At 65.7% G+C, this 18632-nt stretch carries 14 protein-coding genes; 8 read left to right on the top strand and 6 right to left on the bottom strand.

The annotated features are described in order from the left end of the window. Position 1 precedes the first annotated feature (1 nt). The 4 genes from FOZ70_RS06985 (at position 2) to FOZ70_RS07000 (ending at position 4016) form a co-directional block, all read left to right on the top strand. Complete coding sequence (locus FOZ70_RS06985; RefSeq protein WP_219705299.1) at positions 2-1123, top strand: 2,3-butanediol dehydrogenase; 1122 nt, start codon at positions 2-4, stop codon at positions 1121-1123. After that, positions 1101-1823, top strand: a complete 723-nt coding sequence (locus tag FOZ70_RS06990; protein ID WP_059863578.1) for an SDR family NAD(P)-dependent oxidoreductase — start codon at positions 1101-1103, stop codon at positions 1821-1823. Before FOZ70_RS06985 ends, FOZ70_RS06990 begins: the two co-directional genes overlap by 23 nt. A gap of 175 nt (positions 1824-1998) precedes the next feature. Then, complete coding sequence (locus FOZ70_RS06995) at positions 1999-3090, top strand: porin (RefSeq protein WP_219705301.1); 1092 nt, start codon at positions 1999-2001, stop codon at positions 3088-3090. A 386-nt stretch (positions 3091-3476) separates the two neighbouring features. Next, positions 3477-4016 (top strand): cytochrome b/b6 domain-containing protein, encoded by a 540-nt coding sequence (locus tag FOZ70_RS07000; protein ID WP_060331826.1) that lies wholly within the window; start codon positions 3477-3479, stop codon positions 4014-4016. A 49-nt stretch (positions 4017-4065) separates the two neighbouring features. Here the strand turns inward: FOZ70_RS07000 and ansP are convergent, their stop codons facing one another. The 3 genes from ansP to FOZ70_RS07015 form a co-directional block, all read right to left on the bottom strand. Then, positions 4066-5556, bottom strand: a complete 1491-nt coding sequence (gene ansP / locus FOZ70_RS07005) for an L-asparagine permease (protein ID WP_048021232.1) — start codon at positions 5554-5556, stop codon at positions 4066-4068. Between the two features lie 498 nt (positions 5557-6054). Further along, positions 6055-8844: a TOMM system kinase/cyclase fusion protein gene (locus FOZ70_RS07010; RefSeq protein WP_258025561.1), complete on the bottom strand. Its 2790-nt coding sequence runs from the start codon at positions 8842-8844 to the stop codon at positions 6055-6057. Beyond that, positions 8841-9842, bottom strand: coding sequence for an FHA domain-containing protein (locus tag FOZ70_RS07015; protein WP_060049883.1), 1002 nt, complete (start codon positions 9840-9842; stop codon positions 8841-8843). Before FOZ70_RS07015 ends, FOZ70_RS07010 begins: the two co-directional genes overlap by 4 nt. A gap of 1079 nt (positions 9843-10921) precedes the next feature. On the opposite strand from FOZ70_RS07015, the gene FOZ70_RS07020 reads away from it, so the two are divergent. Both FOZ70_RS07020 and FOZ70_RS07025 read left to right on the top strand, forming a co-directional pair. Further along, the gene (locus FOZ70_RS07020) at positions 10922-12433 is read left to right on the top strand and encodes an AlkA N-terminal domain-containing protein (RefSeq protein WP_258025562.1); all 1512 of its coding nucleotides are present in this window, start codon (positions 10922-10924) and stop codon (positions 12431-12433) included. Positions 12434-12500: 67 nt separating this feature from the next. Further along, positions 12501-13151, top strand: a complete 651-nt coding sequence (locus tag FOZ70_RS07025) for an alpha-ketoglutarate-dependent dioxygenase AlkB (RefSeq protein ID WP_219705305.1) — start codon at positions 12501-12503, stop codon at positions 13149-13151. A 305-nt stretch (positions 13152-13456) separates the two neighbouring features. On the opposite strand, the gene FOZ70_RS07030 is transcribed toward FOZ70_RS07025, so the two are convergent. After that, positions 13457-15016 carry a fatty acid desaturase family protein gene (locus tag FOZ70_RS07030; RefSeq protein WP_258025563.1) on the bottom strand — a complete coding sequence of 520 codons (1560 nt, stop codon included), beginning with the start codon at positions 15014-15016 and terminating at the stop codon, positions 13457-13459. Between FOZ70_RS07030 and FOZ70_RS07035 the strand changes: the two genes are divergently transcribed. Together FOZ70_RS07035 and FOZ70_RS07040 are read left to right on the top strand one after the other, a co-directional pair. Beyond that, positions 15015-15704, top strand: coding sequence for a hypothetical protein (locus FOZ70_RS07035; protein WP_224052336.1), 690 nt, complete (start codon positions 15015-15017; stop codon positions 15702-15704). The two genes, FOZ70_RS07030 and FOZ70_RS07035, sit on opposite strands and share 2 nt — an antisense overlap. A 4-nt stretch (positions 15705-15708) precedes the next feature. Beyond that, entirely contained in the window at positions 15709-16815 is a 1107-nt protein-coding gene (locus FOZ70_RS07040) for a hypothetical protein (protein WP_219705309.1), read from the top strand. Here the strand turns inward: FOZ70_RS07040 and FOZ70_RS07045 are convergent. Next, on the bottom strand, positions 16803-17723 hold the full coding sequence (locus tag FOZ70_RS07045; RefSeq protein ID WP_059857940.1) for a hypothetical protein: 921 nt from the start codon (positions 17721-17723) through the stop codon (positions 16803-16805). The genes FOZ70_RS07040 and FOZ70_RS07045 overlap by 13 nt on opposite strands. Continuing rightward, positions 17720-18604, bottom strand: a complete 885-nt coding sequence (locus tag FOZ70_RS07050; RefSeq protein WP_258025564.1) for a metal-dependent hydrolase — start codon at positions 18602-18604, stop codon at positions 17720-17722. Before FOZ70_RS07050 ends, FOZ70_RS07045 begins: the two co-directional genes overlap by 4 nt. Between the last annotated feature and the right edge of the window lie 28 nt (positions 18605-18632).

Consider the following 18632-nt stretch of genomic DNA (forward strand, 5'->3'; position numbering starts at 1 on the left):
CATGCGTGCGCTTCAATGGCATGGCCCGCGCGACGTCCGTCTCGTGGAAGTCGATACGCCGCGCGCCGGGCCGGGCGAGGTGCGCATCGCGGTCGCGTATTGCGGCATCTGCGGCAGCGACCTGCACGAATACGCGGACGGCCCGCACGCGATTCCGGTCGACACGCCGCATCCGCTGTCGCGCCGTACCGCGCCGCTGACGCTCGGCCACGAATTCTGCGGCACCGTCGTCGAAGTCGGCGAAGGCGTGACGACGCTGAATCCAGGCGATTGTGTCGCCGTCGAGCCCGAATATCGCTGCCACCAGTGCGCGTACTGCCGCTCGGGGTCATACAACCTGTGCGTGTCGATGGGCTTTGCCGGGCTGATGGGCGACGGCGGGATGGCCGACTTCGCGGTCGTGCCCGCCTACATGCTGCACCGGCTGCCCGACGGCGTGAGTCTCGAGCAGGCCGCCGTGATGGAACCCGCGGCCGTCGCGCTGCACGCGCTGCGCCGCGCCGAGCTCCGGCTCGGCGACACGTGCGCGGTATTCGGGCTCGGGCCGATCGGCCTGCTGCTGATCCAGCTCGCGAAGCTGCAGGGTGCGACGACTCTCGTCGCGGTCGACGTGTCGACCGAGCGCCTCGCGGCCGCCGCGCGCTTCGGCGCGACGCACACGTTCAATGCGCGCACGCTCGACGCGTCCGTGCTGCGCGATGCGATCCACGAGGCATCGGGCGGACTCGGCGTCGACGCGAGCTTCGAGGCGGCCGGCTTGCCGGCCACGTTCGAAGCGGCGATGCAGGCGCTGCGCAAGGGCGGCCGCGTCGTGATGGTCGGCCTGATGCCGCAGGCGGGCTTCGACGCGTTCCGCGCGGTCAACGACGAACTGACCTTCACGGCGAGCGTCGGCTACCGGCATGCGTACGAGGACCTGCTGCGCATCGTCGCGTCGGGTGCGCTCGATCTCACGTCGATCGTCACGCGCACCGTGTCGCTGGAGGACGCCGTCACCGACGGCTTCGACGCGCTGCTCGCCGATCGTACGCAGATCAAGATCCTGGTTTCCCCCGCGCAGCGGCATGCGCGCGCCACCCACGCCGTCGAGAGTGTCCAACATGAGTCGCCAGTGGTTATTTGAGGGGAAAACCGTCGTTGTAACCGGCGGCACATCGGGCATCGGCGCAAGCACGGCGTGGCGTTTCGCGGAAGCCGGCGCATCGGTCGTCGCGCTCGGGCTCGATGCTACCGGCCCGCATGCGCCGGTGCATCCGCGTGTCCGGTGCGTCGAGCTCGACGTGACCGACAACGCTGCACTGACGCGCACGATCGCCGCATTGCCGCGGCTCGACGTGCTCGTCAACGGCGTCGGCATCAGCCGGCACGCCGACGAATACCGGATGGACCAGTTCGAACTCGTGCTGAACGTGAACCTGACGTCGGTGATGCGCGCCTCCGACGCTGCGTTGCCGGCGCTGTCCGTACAAGGCGGCAGCATCGTCAACGTCGCATCGATGTACACGTACTTCGGCAGCAAGGACCGCCCCGCGTACAGCGCGAGCAAGGGCGGCATCGCACAGCTCACGCGCTCGCTCGCGCAGGCGTGGGCCGATCGCGGCATCCGCGTGAACGCGGTCGCGCCCGGCTGGATCGACACGCCGCTCAGCAGCGGCCTGATGGCCGACACGCAGGCGTCACGACGCATCCTCGAACGCACGCCGCTCGGGCGCTGGGGCACGGCCAACGAAGTCGCGGACGTGATCCTGTTCCTGTGCTCGCCCGCTGCGTCGTTCGTGACAGGTGCGGTCGTGCCGGTCGACGGCGGTTATTCGACGGTCTAGCGCGCGCGTTCGACAGGCATCGTCGGGCACGCGGTTCCAGCCCATGCCTACCGCATACCGGTCGCTCCGGTTGCCACCGAACCGGGAATCGCCCGGCTCGGGTTTGTTCATATCAATCAGTAGTCCAATCAAAAATATCCGATCCGACCGGAAACATGTGAGGAGCACATTGGAGATGACGAAAAAGACCCTTCTGGCGCTCGCGGCATGCGCCCTTCCCGCCGTGTCGTTCGCGCAGAGCAGCGTGACGATGTTCGGGCTGATGGATGCCGGCATCAGCTACGTCAGCAACGAAGGCGGCCACGGCAACGCGAAGTTCGACGACAACATCTTCTTTCCGAACCTGCTCGGTTTCGAAGGCAAGGAGGATCTCGGCGCGGGCACGCGCGCGATCTTCCGGCTCGTGAACCAGTATTCGCTCGGCAACGGCTCGATCATCGGCGGCGGGCTGTTCGCTCGGCAGGCCTACGTCGGGCTGGAGAACGACCGTTACGGCAAGCTCACGCTCGGCAACCAGTACGAGTTCATGGTCGATGCGCTCGCCGCCAGCGGCAACGAGATCGCGCAGGATCTCGTCGGCCTGTACGGCTTTCGCAACGGGCCGTTCGACAGGCTCGCGTTGCCGAACAACCCCACCGGCGCGTTCGACTGGGATCGCGTCGCGGGCAGCAATCGCATCGCGAATTCCGTCAAGTACGCGAGCCCGTCGCTGTCGGGCCTGACCTTCGGCGCGTTGTACGGCTTCGGGAACGTCGCGGGGTCGGTCGGTGCGAACAACACGGTCAGCGTCGGCGCGAGCTACGACAACGGCCCGTTCGGCGCGGGCGCGGCCTATACGAACCAGAAATACGGCGCGTCGGCGGGGCTCCCGCCGACCAGCGTGCGCAACTGGGGCGCAGGGGTGCACTACACACTTGGCACGGTCACGGGGAAAGCGCTCGTGACGACCGTACGGAACTCGGCGAACGGCGCGGGCGCGTGGTCGGCGGAAGCCGGGGCGTCGTGGCATCCGTCGCCTGCGTGGGTGGTCGGCGCGAGCTACACCTACATGAAAGGCAACGACACACTCGACAATGCGCACGCGCACCAGTTCCTGGCGGCCGTCCAGTACTGGCTGTCGAAGCGCACGATGGTGTACGTGGCAGGCGTGTATCAGCGCGCGAACCACGGCAGCAATGCGCAGATCAACGGCGTGATGGACGCGAACGGTGCGTCGAGCGGCGCACTGCAGTCGATCGCGCGGGTCGGATTCAGTACGCGGTTCTGACATGCAAGGCGGCCGGCCGCGCGACCCGCGTGGCCGGCCCGAAGCTTTCGTTGCGGCACATGCTCGACTGCAACGACTTCGGTACGACGAGGGTCGGCTTCACGCAGAAGCCATCGCGCGCATCGCAGCTGCGCGCCAGGGCCTGTCGCCCGACCGGCTGGCAAGCACATCGAACGCATCGACGCGCACGCGCTACGGCGCACTCGCCGCAACCGACCATACGCCGCAGAACCGGATCCGGGAATACCGGCTGCAAGCGAGACACGGCGGTCGACACATGCAACGGGAATAAATCCGGCCCGGCTCCGGTATATCGGAGGTCGCCACGCCGTTCGCGCCCCGGACGTGCGGGCGGGCGAACCCCACCCGAAACAGCGAGACCGCTCATGTCACAGCCCAACCACACCGCGTACGCACGCTTCGCGATCGCCCTGCACTGGTCGATCGCGATCCTGATCCTGTCGAACCTGTCGATCGGGCTCTACATGGATACGTTCCCGCACAGCTCGCCGCAGTTCAACGGCATCCTGTTCTATCACGCGTCGATCGGCAGCCTGATCTTCATGCTGACCGTGCCGCGCCTCGTGTGGCGCGCGACGCACACGCCGCCGCCGCTGCCTGGCAGCGTTCCGGCGTGGCAGGCGCGGATCGCCGGCGCGCTGCACGGCGTGCTGTACCTGCTGCTGTTTCTCGTGCCGCTGACCGGCTACGTGCACCGCCTCGCCGGTGCGCATCCGGTCAGCTTCTTCGGCATCGCGGACCTGCCGATGCTTGTCGGCCGCGACGAACCGTTGCGACTCCTGACCGACGCGCTGCATCGTGCACTGGTGCTCACGCTCGGCTTGCTGCTGGCCGTGCACGTCGCGGCCGCACTGAAACACAAGTTCGTCGATCGCGACGGTGTTGCCGAGCGGATGGGTATTTGAGCGGGCGCGCCACAATCGAGCCGGCGCCCGCCCCTCGTCGCGCATCCCGTCAGTCGCCGTCCTTCTCGAGCACGTTCTGCGTGAGCGCGACCGATGGAATCGTCGGCTTGAGCGACGCGCGGTGCGCGCGGCCGCTCAGCCACTTCCAGCCGGCCACGAGCAGCAGCGCAACGAGCGGGATCGACGCGATCGTCCACGTGCCGTTCGGATAGTCGAATGCCATCAGGACCAGCACGCCGAGCAGGAACAGCAGCGTCAGCCATGACGTCACGGGCGCACCGGGCATCCTGAACGACACGTCGTCCACCTCGCCGCGCGCGACCGCCGCGCGGAACTTCATCTGGCACACGACGATGAATGCCCACGTACTGATGATGCCGAGCGACGCGATGTTCAGCACGATCTCGAACACGCTCGACGGCACCAGGTAGTTGAGCAGCACGCCGACCACGTAGATCGCGACCGTCACGAGAATGCCCGCGTACGGCACGGATTGCCCGCTCATCTTCCCGAGGAACGCCGGGGCCGAGCCGCCCATTGCGAGCGAACGCAGCACGCGCCCGGTCGAATACAGTCCCGAGTTGAGACTCGACAGTGCCGCGGTCAACACCACCAGGTTCATCACCGAGCCGATGCCGGGCACGCCGAGCGCGCCGAAAAACGTGACGAACGGGCTCTGGCCCGCCTTGTACGCGCTCCACGGCAGCAGGCAGACCAGCAGGACGACCGACGCGACGTAGAAGATCGCGATGCGCCAGATCACGTTGTTGATCGCGCGCGGCAGCACCTTGCGCGCGTCCTTGCATTCGCCGGCGGCGGTGCCGACCAGTTCGACGCCCGCGAACGCGAACACCACGCCCTGCACCAGCACCAGCGCCGGCATCAGCCCGTGCGGGAAGAACCCGCCGTTGTCGGTGATCAGGTGCATGCCCGTGTCATGGCCTGCGACATGCCCGCCGGTGCCGAGGATCGCGCTGCCGATCACGAGAAACAGCACGATCGCGGCGACCTTGATCAACGCAAACCAGAATTCCATCTCGGCGAACCACTTCACGCCGATCAGGTTCATCGTCGCGACGATGCACAGTGCGGCGAGCGCGAAGATCCACTGCGGCACGCCCGAAAACGGCGCCCAGTAATGCATGTAGAGCGCGACCGCGGTGATGTCGACGATGCCGGTCATCGCCCAGTTCAGGAAATACATCCATCCGGCGACGAACGACGCTTTCTCGCCCAGGAATTCGCGCGCATACGACACGAAGCTGCCGCTGCTCGGGCGATGCATCACGAGCTCGCCGAGCGCGCGCAGGATCAGGAAGGAAAACACGCCGCACACCAGATAGACGATCGCGAGCGACGGCCCGGCAGCCTGCAGGCGCGCGCCCGCGCCGAGGAACAGGCCGGTACCGATTGCGCCGCCGATCGCGATCATCTGCACCTGACGATTGCCGAGGGTCTTGTGATAGCCGGCCTCGTGGGATTCGAGCCAGTTCCGTTTGCTGGTGTCGCCGGTCGGCGCGGGTTCGGGAATCGATGCCATGACTGCATCCTCATGTGCTTGCGTGATCTCGTTCGGACCGTACCGCGATCCGGGCCCGTCGGCGCCCGCAGCCGTGCGACGCGCCATCACGCCGCGCATCGAGGCCGCTGCGCGCCGGACATGGCGCGCGGCACCGTCAACCGCGAACGTATGCAGCCGTAATTCCGTTCACAAACGCTATGCAAATTTCGACTGTCCCGGCATCGAATCGCGCATGCGGCATGGATGGAAAGCATTTTGAAATACGTCAGGATTTCGAAAGACGAAAGCGGGAGCACGAGATGAAACTACGCCACGCCCGACGTTGCGCCCGGAACCCGGCGCCACTGGCGGACGACCGGTCAAGTCACGGAAACAGCCGTGCCGGATTCAACTTCGCTTCGCTGCGTGGCCGGGTGCACCACCCCGGTTCCACCGGCACCGGGTAAAGCCGTCGTGCCCAAAACGCAGCCAGAAATGAGCGACGCCAAACGCATGCGCACCGGCGCCGCGAGCGGCTCACGCAACCCGCGCGCGGCCGACGCGCGCATGGTTGCCGCGCCGCAGGTCGGGCGGCATCGACGCATACACCGCATCGCGAATCAACGCATGGCGGAACGAATAGACCACGCGATCGCGCCGATGTTGCGCGTACAGGATCCGTTCCTCGAGCAGCAACTGCAGGTGCGCGTCGAGCGTCGCGCGATCATGCGGCGAAGCCGCGACGAGCAGTTGCGCATCGACCTCGAGCCCGATCGTCGCGGCGAGCTGCGCGGTGTCGCGCGCGTCGTCGATCCGGTCGAACGCTCGACCGAGTATCCCGCCGAGACTGAGCGGAAGCGGGCGGGGTTCCGTCGTCAGCAGCCCGGCGAGCGTGTCGTCCGCGCCGCCCATCGTCAGCTCGCGCGCGACGGCCTCGATGAACAGCGGAATGCCCGCCGTGCGCCGGGCGAGCGGGTCGAGCCAGAGCGGATCGAGCTCGCCCGGGCCCAGGCATGCCGACATCAGGCGCTGCGCGTCGTCGCGCGGCAGGCGGCGCAACAATAGGCGCTTCGTCGCGCCGCGCCAGCGCGCGAGCTTGTCGGGGCGCGACGTGAGCACGATGCCGAGCGCCGCCGCGCGCGGCGAGCGCCGCAGGTACGCAAGAAAATCCTCGGTCGTGCGGTCGATCCACTGGACATCCTCGACGACGAACAACACCGGCGCGCCATTGCCGAGCGACACGATCAACTGCTCGAGGACGTCGAACAATGCGTGTTGTTCGCGCGCACTCGACCATGGAGCCCTCGTCCCGCCGCAGGGCACCCCCAGCCAGGTCGCGAGCGCGACACGGGCCGCCGCGTGATCGCATTCGAGCGGCGCGATCATGGTGTCGATCGCCGCGAGCGCGAGACCCGCCGGGTCGTCGGCGTCGATATGCCAATGCGCGGCGATGAATCGCAGGACCGGAAACAGTGCGTGATTCTCCCGCTCGGGCAGGCACCCGCAATACGCGCACGCAGAACCCTCGCCCCGGACGGCCTCGCACAACTCGTGTACGAGGCGCGATTTGCCGAGCCCCGCGTCGCCGACGACCAGCCGCGTCACACCGCTCGGCACAGGCTCGCCGCGCATCACGCGACGATGTCGTTCGAGCGTTTCATGCCATGCGCGCAACAGCACGTCGAGTTCGCGCGCGCGGCCGATCATCGGTGCCCGCATGCCGGCGTCGAGCGAATCGAACGGCGTATCGGCGCGCCGCTCGCCGAGCAATTCGTGAACCGGCTGCGGCACGAGGCCCGCCCGCGCGAGCCGCAACGGCGTCGGCCGACAGTCCGCATGCCGTTCGAGCACCAGCCGCGCATCGTCGCTGATCAGAATCTGTCCGGGCCCGGCAAGCCGCAGCAGCCGCGCGGCCGCGGCAGGCGTCGATACGCCCGACATATGCGACGCATGGGCGAGAACCTGCCCGACGTGAATCGCGGCGGCCACTTCGACGCGCCAGCTCGCGCCATCGGCGTCGCCGCCGGCCACCGCGGGCACCGGCAGCCGGGCGCGCCCGGCCACCCGCACCATGTCGAGTGCCGCGCGCGCCGCGCGGCGCGCCGGCCGATCGATGTCGCCTTGCAGGCCGAAATGAAACAGCAGCGTGTCGCCGAGCCGTGCGTCGACCTGCGCGCCGTAACCGACGGCGATATCCGCACACTTCGTCTGCCATTGCGCCTCGTAGCCGTCGAGCAAGGCGTCGTGATCGACTTCGGCGCGGCGTCGCCGGCCTTCCCCGGTGATCGTCACACAACAGCACAGCGTGGTGATCTGACGGTACCCGCCCGCCGTTGCGATCGGCTCGCCGTGCGGCGCGAACGGGCGCGGATGCGTCGGTCCGCTTGCGCGGCCGGCATCGAACTGGCCGACGAGCGCCGCGAAGTTGAGCGCGCGAAACGGTTCCGCGAGTTCGTCGGCCGACGCCGCGCGCTGCTCCGGATTCTTGCTCAGCGCGCGCCGCAATACCGCGCCGAGCGGATGCGACGCGATCGGCGGAGGGAACGCGACATTCACCGGGCTGAGCTGCTGATAGAGAATGTCGGCCACGCTCGCACCGCGCATGACGACCTCGCCCGTCAGGCATTCGATCACGACCAGGCCCCACGCATACAGGTCGCTTCCTGGCGTCGGCGGCTCGTTGCGCAATTGCTCGGGCGCGCAATAGGACGCCGAACCAAGCACCTCGGTCGCCAGCGTCAGGGTCTGGCGCCCGATGTCTTCCGCGCCGGGCAGCAACGCACCGATGCCGAAATCGAGGAGCTTCGCGTGCGGCCCGTCGTCGGCCATCGAGATCACGATGTTCTGCGGCTTCAGGTCCCGATGCACGATGCCCCGGCGATGCGCGGCCGCGAGCGCGTCGAGCACCTCCGCCATCAGCCGGCCCGTGTCGACGGCCGACAGCGGCCCCTGTGCCGCGAGCCGGTCGCGCAAGGTCCGGCCCTGCACCAGCTCGAATACGGCGAACAGCCGGCCGTCGGGCGCTTCCCCCTTGTCCAGCAATGCCACGATGTTCGGGTGCCGCAGCGCCTCGCACAGGCTCGTCTCGCGCTGGAAACGCGCACGCTGACGCGCGCGCTCCGTCGCGGTCCGCGCGGCGTGATCCCGCATCAGCTTGATCGCGACGGCTTGTCCCGTTTCGCAGCAGGTCGCGCGAAACACCACGCCGTTTCCGCCTTCACCGAGCAACGAACCGAGCCGGTAACGCCGCTTGCCGGCCAGTTCCGCAAACGGCGCGAGGGGCGCGCGGGGCACCGCCGGCGCCGAGACCGGTTCTCTCGCGTTCATGAGCAATGGACTGCCGGGGCAGGCGCCGGACGATGCACGCCGATGCGCGGCTGAGCGGGCGGCACCGACTCGCATTCGAGATGCGCGCCGCGCATGACGCGGAACGGGACATCGCCGAACCTGACGCTGCCGCGCCGACGCTCGACGAGCTGGCTCGCGCCCAGCCCCGGCAGGGCCGCGAACTGGCTCCGGGCGCGGTGAATCTGCACGTTGACATGGGACGTATCGATGCCGAGCATGCGCGCCAGCCGGTCGAGTTCGATCCAGCCTTGCGTGGCCGCGTCGTAGCCGGCCTGCATGTCGGCCGAACGTGCACGGGCAAGCGTGACGAGACTGTAGTGATGCGCGCGCTCGCCGAGATCGACCACGCCGCCGCGAACATGCAGCAGCATGCGCACATGCTCTTCGTCCCGGCTGACGAGGAATTCGAGCAGTTGTGCCGGCACGGCCGGATCGGCGGGCGCGGCGAGCCTCATCGTCGAACCATTGCGCGCGAGTGCCAGGCGCCACGTGGCGTCGCCGGTCGATACTTCGTCGCCGTCATGGAGCGCGCGCGGCGGCAACGTGTCGTCGCACAGCCATTCGCCGGCCGGCGACCGGACGATCGTGACCGGCTGCGCGGCGCGTGCGGCCAGGATCTGGCGCGGCGCGAGCACGATCGGATGCGCAGCACCTCGTATCGGCCACAGCGTATCGGCCGGATCGTCGAGCGCTTCAACGCGCCACGGCGCGATGCCGGCCCTGCCGAACCGGATCACGTCACCCGGCTGCAGTACCGCGTGATCGCCGTGGCGCAACGGTACGCCGGACAGCGACGTGCCGTTGCTGCTGTGATCGTGGAGTTCCCACAGCCCGCCCACCCAGCGGATATGGGCGTGAACACGGGACACCGACGCATCCCGGATGACCGTATCGCAACGCGCGGCGTCCCGGCCGAACACGTGATACGCGCGGAGCAGGCACGCTTCCCCGGAAGAATCGTTCATGAGTATCGCCATGGCTGCCCCGTATCGAATCCGCCCGGGTCGCTCGAGTGACGCATCGACGCCCAGGCAAACGATTGCTTCAGTGAACGCGAACGATGTCGCCCGTTCGCCGCCTCGTTATCCGTTTCTTCGTCAGCTTCTTTTCGGATCGTTGCTCATCCGGCACGCGTTGTTTCGACTGATTGAATGGCCGGCTGTATTGTTGTCTTGAAATCGAGCAACCTGATGAAAATCCTGCCAAATAAAATCATGCATCGCAATCGAAACACTCAAATTATTCCTTGATATTGCAATGCTTTACATTTTCGACCGATTTTTAGATCGCATATAAAGGGTCGTAAATTTGAATCCCCCACAGAGCCCCGTCTGGCTTATGCGGAGCGGAAGCAGTCACATTGAATGACGAGACGAACTTAAATACCTTTGCAGGCGCGGATGTTTTGTTTGATTAAAAGGAAATAAATTAAATAGTTTCGTTGGTTTAAATAATTCCATTCGATGTTTTGGCGGATTGCATTAAAAGAGTTACTGCGGGGTTAAGGTGTCGCATCCGATATTTCGGCGGGTGTCGGCGGCCAAGCGGGTACCGGCACGCCGCCGCGTCACGATCGATTGCCGGCAACGGCTGAAAGCAGGCAAGACGTCGACGATTCGATCGCCGTGATCGCCCGGCCGGAAGGTCGATGGAACGCATCGGCAACAACCGCCGCTGCAAGCGGCAGGCTCGCAAAAAACGGGGCCGCTATCGCCCGTGCAACTCACGGCTTGATCATCCGGCCTGCGCGTGGCGACACTTTGTCGGGAAGAAGTCGCGCGGCAACTCCGATTCTTGCGATGGAACGGGAATGCGCCATCGTGAGGGCCGGTCCGTTTTATGAGCGCACCGCACGGCCTCACGCACGATCCAGCTTCCCGATCACCTTGAAGTCAAGCGCATACCGCGTTCCGTGAGGTTGGCGGGGCCGAACCGCGCAATCATTCCCCGCCGTCCCGGATGCTCGAGATGCCCGGTGTTCGGCGGCGCAAAGCCGACAGACCACATGTCCGAAAATGGCGCACGTCGCGGGCGCCCGGGATATACGATGTCACTCATGCCTACCCCCATCGACACCCCCGACAGCGACGCCTGCTACCTGGCGCTGAAGGCGCACGACGCGCGCTTCGACGGCTCCTTTTTCGCGGCCGTCACCAGCACCGGCATCTACTGCCGTCCGGTGTGTCGCGTGAAAACGCCACGTCGCGAGAACCTCCGCTTCTACCGTCACGCGGCAGAAGCAGAAGCGGCCGGTTTCAGGCCCTGCTTGCGTTGCCGCCCCGAATTGGCCCCGCGCGCAGCATCCTGGAGCACGGAGGACGCTTCGCGCATCCTGGCCCTGCAGGCCGCAAGGTTGATGGATGAACCCGACGCATGGCGGCACATGACCTCCGCGCGCCCGATCTTCGGGCAGTCGAGCGGCGGCTTGATGCCGCGCATTGCGCAACGGCTGGGCGTGACCGACCGCCATCTGCGCCGCATTTTCGACGCACACTTCGGCGTATCGCCGCTTCAGTACCTTCAAACACGCCGGCTGTTGGCAGCCAAGCAGCTGATTGCCGACACCCGATTGCCGATGAGCCAGGTCGCGGCGTCCAGCGGCTTTTCCAGCGTCCGACGCTTCAACGATGCCTTCTCGCGCCACTACGGCCTGAATCCCAGCGCCTTGCGCCGGGCCAGATCCGCGTCCGATGGACAAGGCGTGACCGTGCGACTCGGCTGGCGACCGCCCTATGACGTACAGGCAATGGTGGGCTTCTTGCGCCTGCGCGCGTTGCCCGGCGTGGAGCAGGTCGCGGGCCTGGAATACACGCGAACGCTGCGGCTTGTGCAAGGTGCGCAGGCGCGTAGCGGCTGGTTGCGCGCTCGCTTCGACGAAGATCGCGCGCAGGCCGTGCTGACGATCAGCGATTCATTGGCCGCCGCCCTGCCGGCGCTGATCAACCGTGTGCGCGCCGCGTTCGATCTGGACGCCGACCCGATCGCCATCCACGCGGCTCTGCACGCCGCGTTCCCGTCGGGCGAAGGCTTGCGCGTGCCGGGCACACTCGACGGCTTCGAGCTGGCGGTGCGCGCCATACTGGGCCAGCAGGTCACCGTGGCCGCTGCACGCACACTGGGCGCGCGACTGGTTGCGGCCTTCGGCGATCCGATCAAAACGCCTGTCGCGGGTCTGGACCGTCTCTTTCCCACGCCTGCTGCCCTGGCGGCCGCCACCGGCGATGAGCTCGGCCGCCTGGGCATCACGCGGCAACGCCAGACCGCGCTGCATGCGCTGGCGCATGCCGTGCTGGACGGGCGCATCGCTTTGCATCCCGGCGTAGACGTCGCTGCGACTTGCGCCGAATTGTGTGCGTTGCCCGGCATCGGCGACTGGACGGCGCAGTACATCGCCATGCGCGCGCTGCGCTGGCCCGACGCCTTTCCCGCCGGCGACGTCGCGTTGCAAAAAGCCCTGGGTGTAGGTAGCGCCCGTGCCGCGGCACAAGCCGCCGAGAAATGGCGGCCCTGGCGCGGCTATTCGGTGCTGCGTGCGTGGCATGCGATGAATCACGGTGCTTCTGCCTGACTACGACTCATATCGACATCTTTCCCGGCCGCGTGACTCGTCACACCGGAAGCGATCAACTTGCACGATGAATTCAATCACACGGATCCCGAGCACGGTACCTGCTCAGAGCGATTTGTTCGGAAGCAGCGACGCCGAATTCTCGATAGACGAGTCCTTCGGATCGGCAAGGCGTTTCGATCTCGACGCTCATTCCTGGATCGACATCGTGCCCGGATGGATTTCGGGGGCTTCGCTGCTCTATGAGCAGTTGCGCAACAGCGTTCCGTGGCTCGAGTACGATCGGCGCATGTTCAACCAGGTGTTCCGCGAGCCGCGCATGACGGCGGTGTACAAGCATGTCGCCGATGTGCCCGACGCGCGCCTGCTGCAGGCCGTGCGCGCGCTATCGCGTCACTACGGCGTGGAATACGACGGCCTGTGGATGAACCTCTATCGCAACGGGCAAGACAGTACAGGCTGGCATCGCGACCACGGCTCGTGCCGGAAGCTCGACTGCATCGTGCCCGTCCTGACGCTCGGCACGATACGCCGGTTCCTGATCAAGCCGATCAAGGGCGGCCGCTCCATGACCTTCAAGCCGTCTTCCGGAGACCTGGTGGTGATGGGAGGGCGCGCGCAGCAAGACTGGGTGCACTGTGTGCCCAAGGAACCGGAAATCGACGGCACGCGGATCAGCGTCAACTTCATGAGCTCGGCGCAGGGCGTGAGGGATTAGCACACGAAGCCGCCGAGATCTGGCGGTGTGACGCCTCTCGACACGAAGACAATCCGCATGGGTATTCATCCGGGCCGCGTGCGCGTGGAGGCCGCCTTACCGCTGCGCAGTGGCGTGAAGTTGACCCCGTCGTTCCGGACAAAGCCTCGCACTGCGGTCGATGAATCCCCGGTGCGTCAAGACAATGGCTGCGCTCAATTCACGATCGGGGTTGCGCGGCACGCGTCAGACGGATCGCATCGGGCCGTGCCGATCTTTCGCTCCTGGATCGATGGGGCACTTCATCGTGTCTTGAAAGGGATTTTCTATCTTCGACTACCACGACGCGAGGCGCCCGACCAGAGCAATGCAGGCAACTGCCGCGAAGACAGAACCGGCTCGTCGGACGCACGCAATCCGGGCAAGCGATGCCACGCCACGCCGGGTTCACGATGATGCTGTTGGTGGTAGTTGATGTTGTACGGCCAAATAAAGAAGCGGCCCAGTAACCCGACACGCCACGAATAAGTCCAGTCATTCCAGCCAGCCGTGACACCCGGCCCGCCGCTGTGCTCGGCAATGCTACGGATCTTCTGCACCAGCGCGCCAATTGTCACGAGAGGCACGAACCAAAGCGCCGCCAGCGTCAACAGCTCGCGTACCGTGCAGGCATGCACGAGCGGCACGAGCAGGATGCCCCATGTCGATATCGCAGCGAGCAGCGGCAGTGACATGGGCGCACCACGCCCGTTCGCTCGCCGGTATGCGCGCATGTTTTTCACCATGTTGACCACGAACAGGTCACCGAGCAGTTGCCGGATGAGCGGGAGTGTGTCGAGTGGCTCGAATTTCCATGGCTGCGCGTGGTACAGATAATTCCGCTCAGGATCGTCTGCAGTCCCGACGTGTCGATGGTGTGCAAGATGCAACGGGCGATAGAATTCGATGGGCACGAGCCCCGGTACGCCGATTGCCAGGTTGATCAGAAAGTCGTTCGCGAAACGGCGGCGGGTCAAATGGTAGTGTGTCGCGTCGTGATACAGAATGAACAACGCGTGTTGCCGCGTCGCGACAATGACGGCGGCGACGAGGTAACCGCCCCAATGGCCCACCGACAACGCAACTCGTAGCGTAACTACGATACATAGCCATTCAAGCAGCAGTGCCGCAGCCGTACGCAGGTCGACATCGAGACGAATGAGCGCGGTCGTCGCACCGCCAACGCCGACGCCGAGTGCGAGCCCCGCGAGCATGTCCGCGAGCAGATGCTGCCCGGTCGTCAAGACCGTGAGCGCGAGTATTGCGCTCCACGCCGCGTAATAGCGCGCTGCGCGGACCCGTAGCGCAGCCAATACCACGGTTACCGCCACAGGCAACGCAACATGCCCGCATGGACTCGCGGCAAGTGGGGTGTCGATCCGATACAGCCATGCGATCCATCCCGACACAGCCGGCGACCGGCTCACGGCAGTCGGCCAGAACAGATGACTGACGATGCACAGGCCTGCGGCAAGCGCGCCGGCGAAAAACGCGGGCAGCAGCCAATTGCGGCCTCGGCCGAACCAGACAATCGACGGCATCACGAGCGCGTAACTCAAATAAAGCGGCACACTGGCGGACACGCGCGGAATAACCGCATCGTACGGCCACGGACGCAGCACCACCACGGGCGCCATCGGCGCGTGCGTAACCCAGAAGTAGAGCGCGCCCGACACGACGACATAGATTGCGAGCCACCGCCACGCGTCGAACGCTGACGGTATATAGGAGAGGGAAACAGAAGGTATGGCGCGCATGTGAAAAATGGAGCGGCTCGATCGCGTATCATGATAAATCGTTTCAGCTCGCATGAATAACGACGCTATGCCGCTTCGAGCCAGTTCCATGACACGTGCGCAGCTGCGCGACGTCGACGTTGCACACATGTACGCGCTCTACTCGACCTGTTACCGGGATACGGAACAGGCACGCTTCGAACACGATCTCGACGACAAGACACATTGCGTCATCATGCGCGATGACACCGGCAAGCTGCGCGGCTTCTCCACGTTGAAACTGTACGAACAGCAGTGGGGCGACACCACACTGCGCATCCTGTTTTCCGGCGACACGATCGTGGATCCGGCCTGCTGGGGCAGCCAGCAACTCGCGTTTTGCTGGATTCGACTCGCCGGCGAGCTCAAACGCAACTCGCCTGACCGGGCACTATACTGGTTCCTGATCTGCAAAGGGCATCGCACGTACCGCTACTTGCGAGCGTTCGCGCATGATTTCACCCCGCGATTCGACCGACCGGCTGAGCCCTTGCGTCAGGCACTGCTCGATCATCTGGCTGTCGAGCGCTTCGGGCACGCATACGACGCCGCGTCCGGCGTGCTCAATTTCCCCACACCGCAAGGCCGCCTTGCTCCAGCCCTCGCCGAAGTGCCGGACGCGCATCGGCGGCTGCCGGATGTCGCCTATTTTCTGGAGCGCAATCCAGAATACGCGCACGGAAACGAGCTCGTCTGCCTGTGTGAACTGACGCCGGAAAACCTGCGCCCGATGGCAAGACGCATCTTCACCGGTGAATGAGCCAATGACGCGGATCCGGCCAGCCACAGCGTCCGACAACGAACGGCTTCTCGCGTTTCAAACACGTTACGCGATGCTCGGCGGGATGCCGCTTCGCTTCGATCGCTCACCGGATTACTTCGCACTGCATCGTTGTCATTCGAACGACTATCGAACCTGGCTTGCGGAGGACAGCGCCGGGCACGTCAAGGGAATGGCCAGCATGGTCGTTCGTGACGGCTACCTCGCCGGCGAGAAGCAGCGCATCGCTTACCTCGGTGACTTGCGCATCGCACCCGATCGAGAACTGGCACGCTCGTGGGTCGATTATGTCGTCGATCGCCTCGCTGATCTCGCCCGGCACGAAGATGTGCAGCATACGTACTGCTGCGTCATTCGCGACAACCGGATCGCAGCGCAATCGCTATTCAGGGCAGGCAAGCGGACCCGGCTCGGATTTCGACATTGGCGCGGCTACAGTAACGTATCGATCTATGCGCGACGTATTGCTGCGCGGCGCGCCGACTCCGTCAGGATCACGAACGCGTCGTCCAGCGATGCCGACGCGCTCCGCGCATTCCTGGACCAGGAGTCGCGCTCCCAACCCTTCGGCTGCGTCTTTACGGCGGACGAATTCGCGCGCCGCCTGAACGCCTGGCCCGACTTCGGAATCGAGCGCTTTCTGGTCGCACGCAATGCGCAGGGGCGTATCGTGGGCTGCGTTGCTCCGTGGGATGCGGGACGTATCAAGCGCATCGTACTGGAACGTCTGCCGCGCTCACTCGGTGCGTTGCGTCACGGCGTCAACGCCATCGCGCCGTTGCTCGGACGCCCTCCCATCGCAGCACCCGGCCAGCCGCTTCAGGACATCTACCTGACTCATCTGCATGTGAGCGGACGCGACCCGGACATCGCACAGGCACTGCTCGATGCAGTCTGGCAACGAGAGCGGAGCCGCTATGCGTTGCTGCAGCTTTGCCTGTACGATCACGATCCGCTATGGTCCGCGTTGCGTGGCTATCGGTACACCGCGCTGCCGATGGATCTGTATACGCTATCCACGCCCGGCGCGACCGCACTCGATCCGGGCGGCACCGAAGCGATCCCGGGATTCGAGATCTATCTCGTCTGACCGCTCGCGACCGCTGCCGCTCGCGTGTCGTTCAGGAGCGCAACGAGTGCAAGCCAGAAACGCCCCGCATCGAAACCGGCGCCGCCGAGTACAGGCTGGCCATGGTCGAGATGCGGCACGCATACTTGAGGCATGCCGCGAATCGTCTGGTGGTCCAGGTAGAACTGTCCGTCATGCGCACAACCGGGACGGTAGCGGTCGAGGCGTGAGTGATGTGCGTCGAACCGGGACGTGCGTTCGATCGACCAGCTCACGACATGCACGCAGTGCAGGTCACCAGGCACCGCAGACAGCAGATTCGCGATGCCGGCGTCGCGCTCGCTGCCGATATCTCGCGAGCCTGCATACAGCCAGCGTGTGCGCAACAATCTCCCGGCGGCTCGACCCAGCCATGCGGGACCGATGCGCGCCCCACGTTGCCCGAGCAGCCCGTCGACGATCGCACTCGGGCCGACCGGCGGCTGAACGAGTGCGATACCGTCGCAGCGAGCACGAAGCCCTGAATCCGCATGCAGCGCCGCCAATGCATCGAGCCCGCCCTTGCTATGGGTGAGGACAATAAAGCGGCGATCGGCAGGCAGGCGCGCATGCAGGTAGCGCACGATATGCGCGCCCTGCTCGGCAACCGCGCGCGACGAGCGGACCGGCACACGCAGGACTGGGTACCGCGCGGCACGCAACGCCCGCACGGCATGCCGGAAGCAGGCAGGTATCCACTCGGAATAGAGTCCCGCAATCAGCACGACGACGGTCTCCGGGCATGCGTGGGTGCCGTGCGCATGCCAGCATTCGATGAAGTGCCCGGTCCAGTCGATTGCTGCGGGCGCCGGTTCGAACGGCGTCGACGGGTAGTGTTGCCGCCACTCGTCGAAGCCGGACGGCGACCATGCCGGACGCCGTGCGTTCATGCCGGCTCCGTTGTCACGCCATCGGCAGCGAGTGCCGCACGGGCAGCAGCCAGCGTGGCCGGATTCCCGATTCGCGCAGGGTGAAAACGCGGCGAGAACCAAGCCAGCCACGCGGGCAGCACGCGGGTGACGATGCCCGGCGCGCCGAACAGCCACCAGCCAAGCTGTGCCCAGCTTCGCCAATTGCCGGCGCCGCGGTCGGCACGCGCGAGACGAACGATGAAATAGCCCAGATCGACGATGAAGCATGCCGTGACGCCGAGCATCGCCGCCGTCCGTATGAAATAGCGCTTGATCGCGCCACCGCCGCAAGCGCGAAATACGTCGAACGCGACGGCCTTGTGTTCGGTTTCCTCGATCGCATGCCATCGCCAGATCGCGGCCATCGACGGGTCGACGCCGTCGAGAATGGCCGGATCACGCAACAGCAGATCGGCCAGAATGGCCGTGTAGTGCTCAAGACATGCCGTGAAGGTCAATTGAAGCAGCGGCGACGCGACACGCCGGCATTGTTGCTGCCGTCTCCGCATGAGCGCCTCGAGTGCGTCGACCGGCATGCCCTGGCGAGCCAGGCGCCGGTTATACGCGCGATGCTCGCGGATGTGGGCGGCTTCCTGGTACAGGAAAGCATCCACTTGAGCGGCGAGTGTGTCATCGACCGGCAGCGCGTCGCGGTACTGCCTCACGCTATCGACAAAGAACTTCTCGCCGAGCGGAAACATGATCGAGAACGCGTCGAAAAAGCGCGTCACGAGGCGTTTGTCACGATACCAATAGCGCGGAATGTGGTCGGCAAAACAAAAACGCGGATTGCGCCGACGGATGTCTGCCGCGTCGTTGCAGCGCTCATGCATGGAATCGTCGGTTCGTTTGGCGGACATGGTCGCGGTCGATCGTGGCGTAACGCGC

Origin of the sequence: Burkholderia sp. COPS, assembly GCF_019425585.1 — a bacterium.
In the GTDB taxonomy this organism is placed as follows: domain Bacteria; phylum Pseudomonadota; class Gammaproteobacteria; order Burkholderiales; family Burkholderiaceae; genus Burkholderia; species Burkholderia cepacia.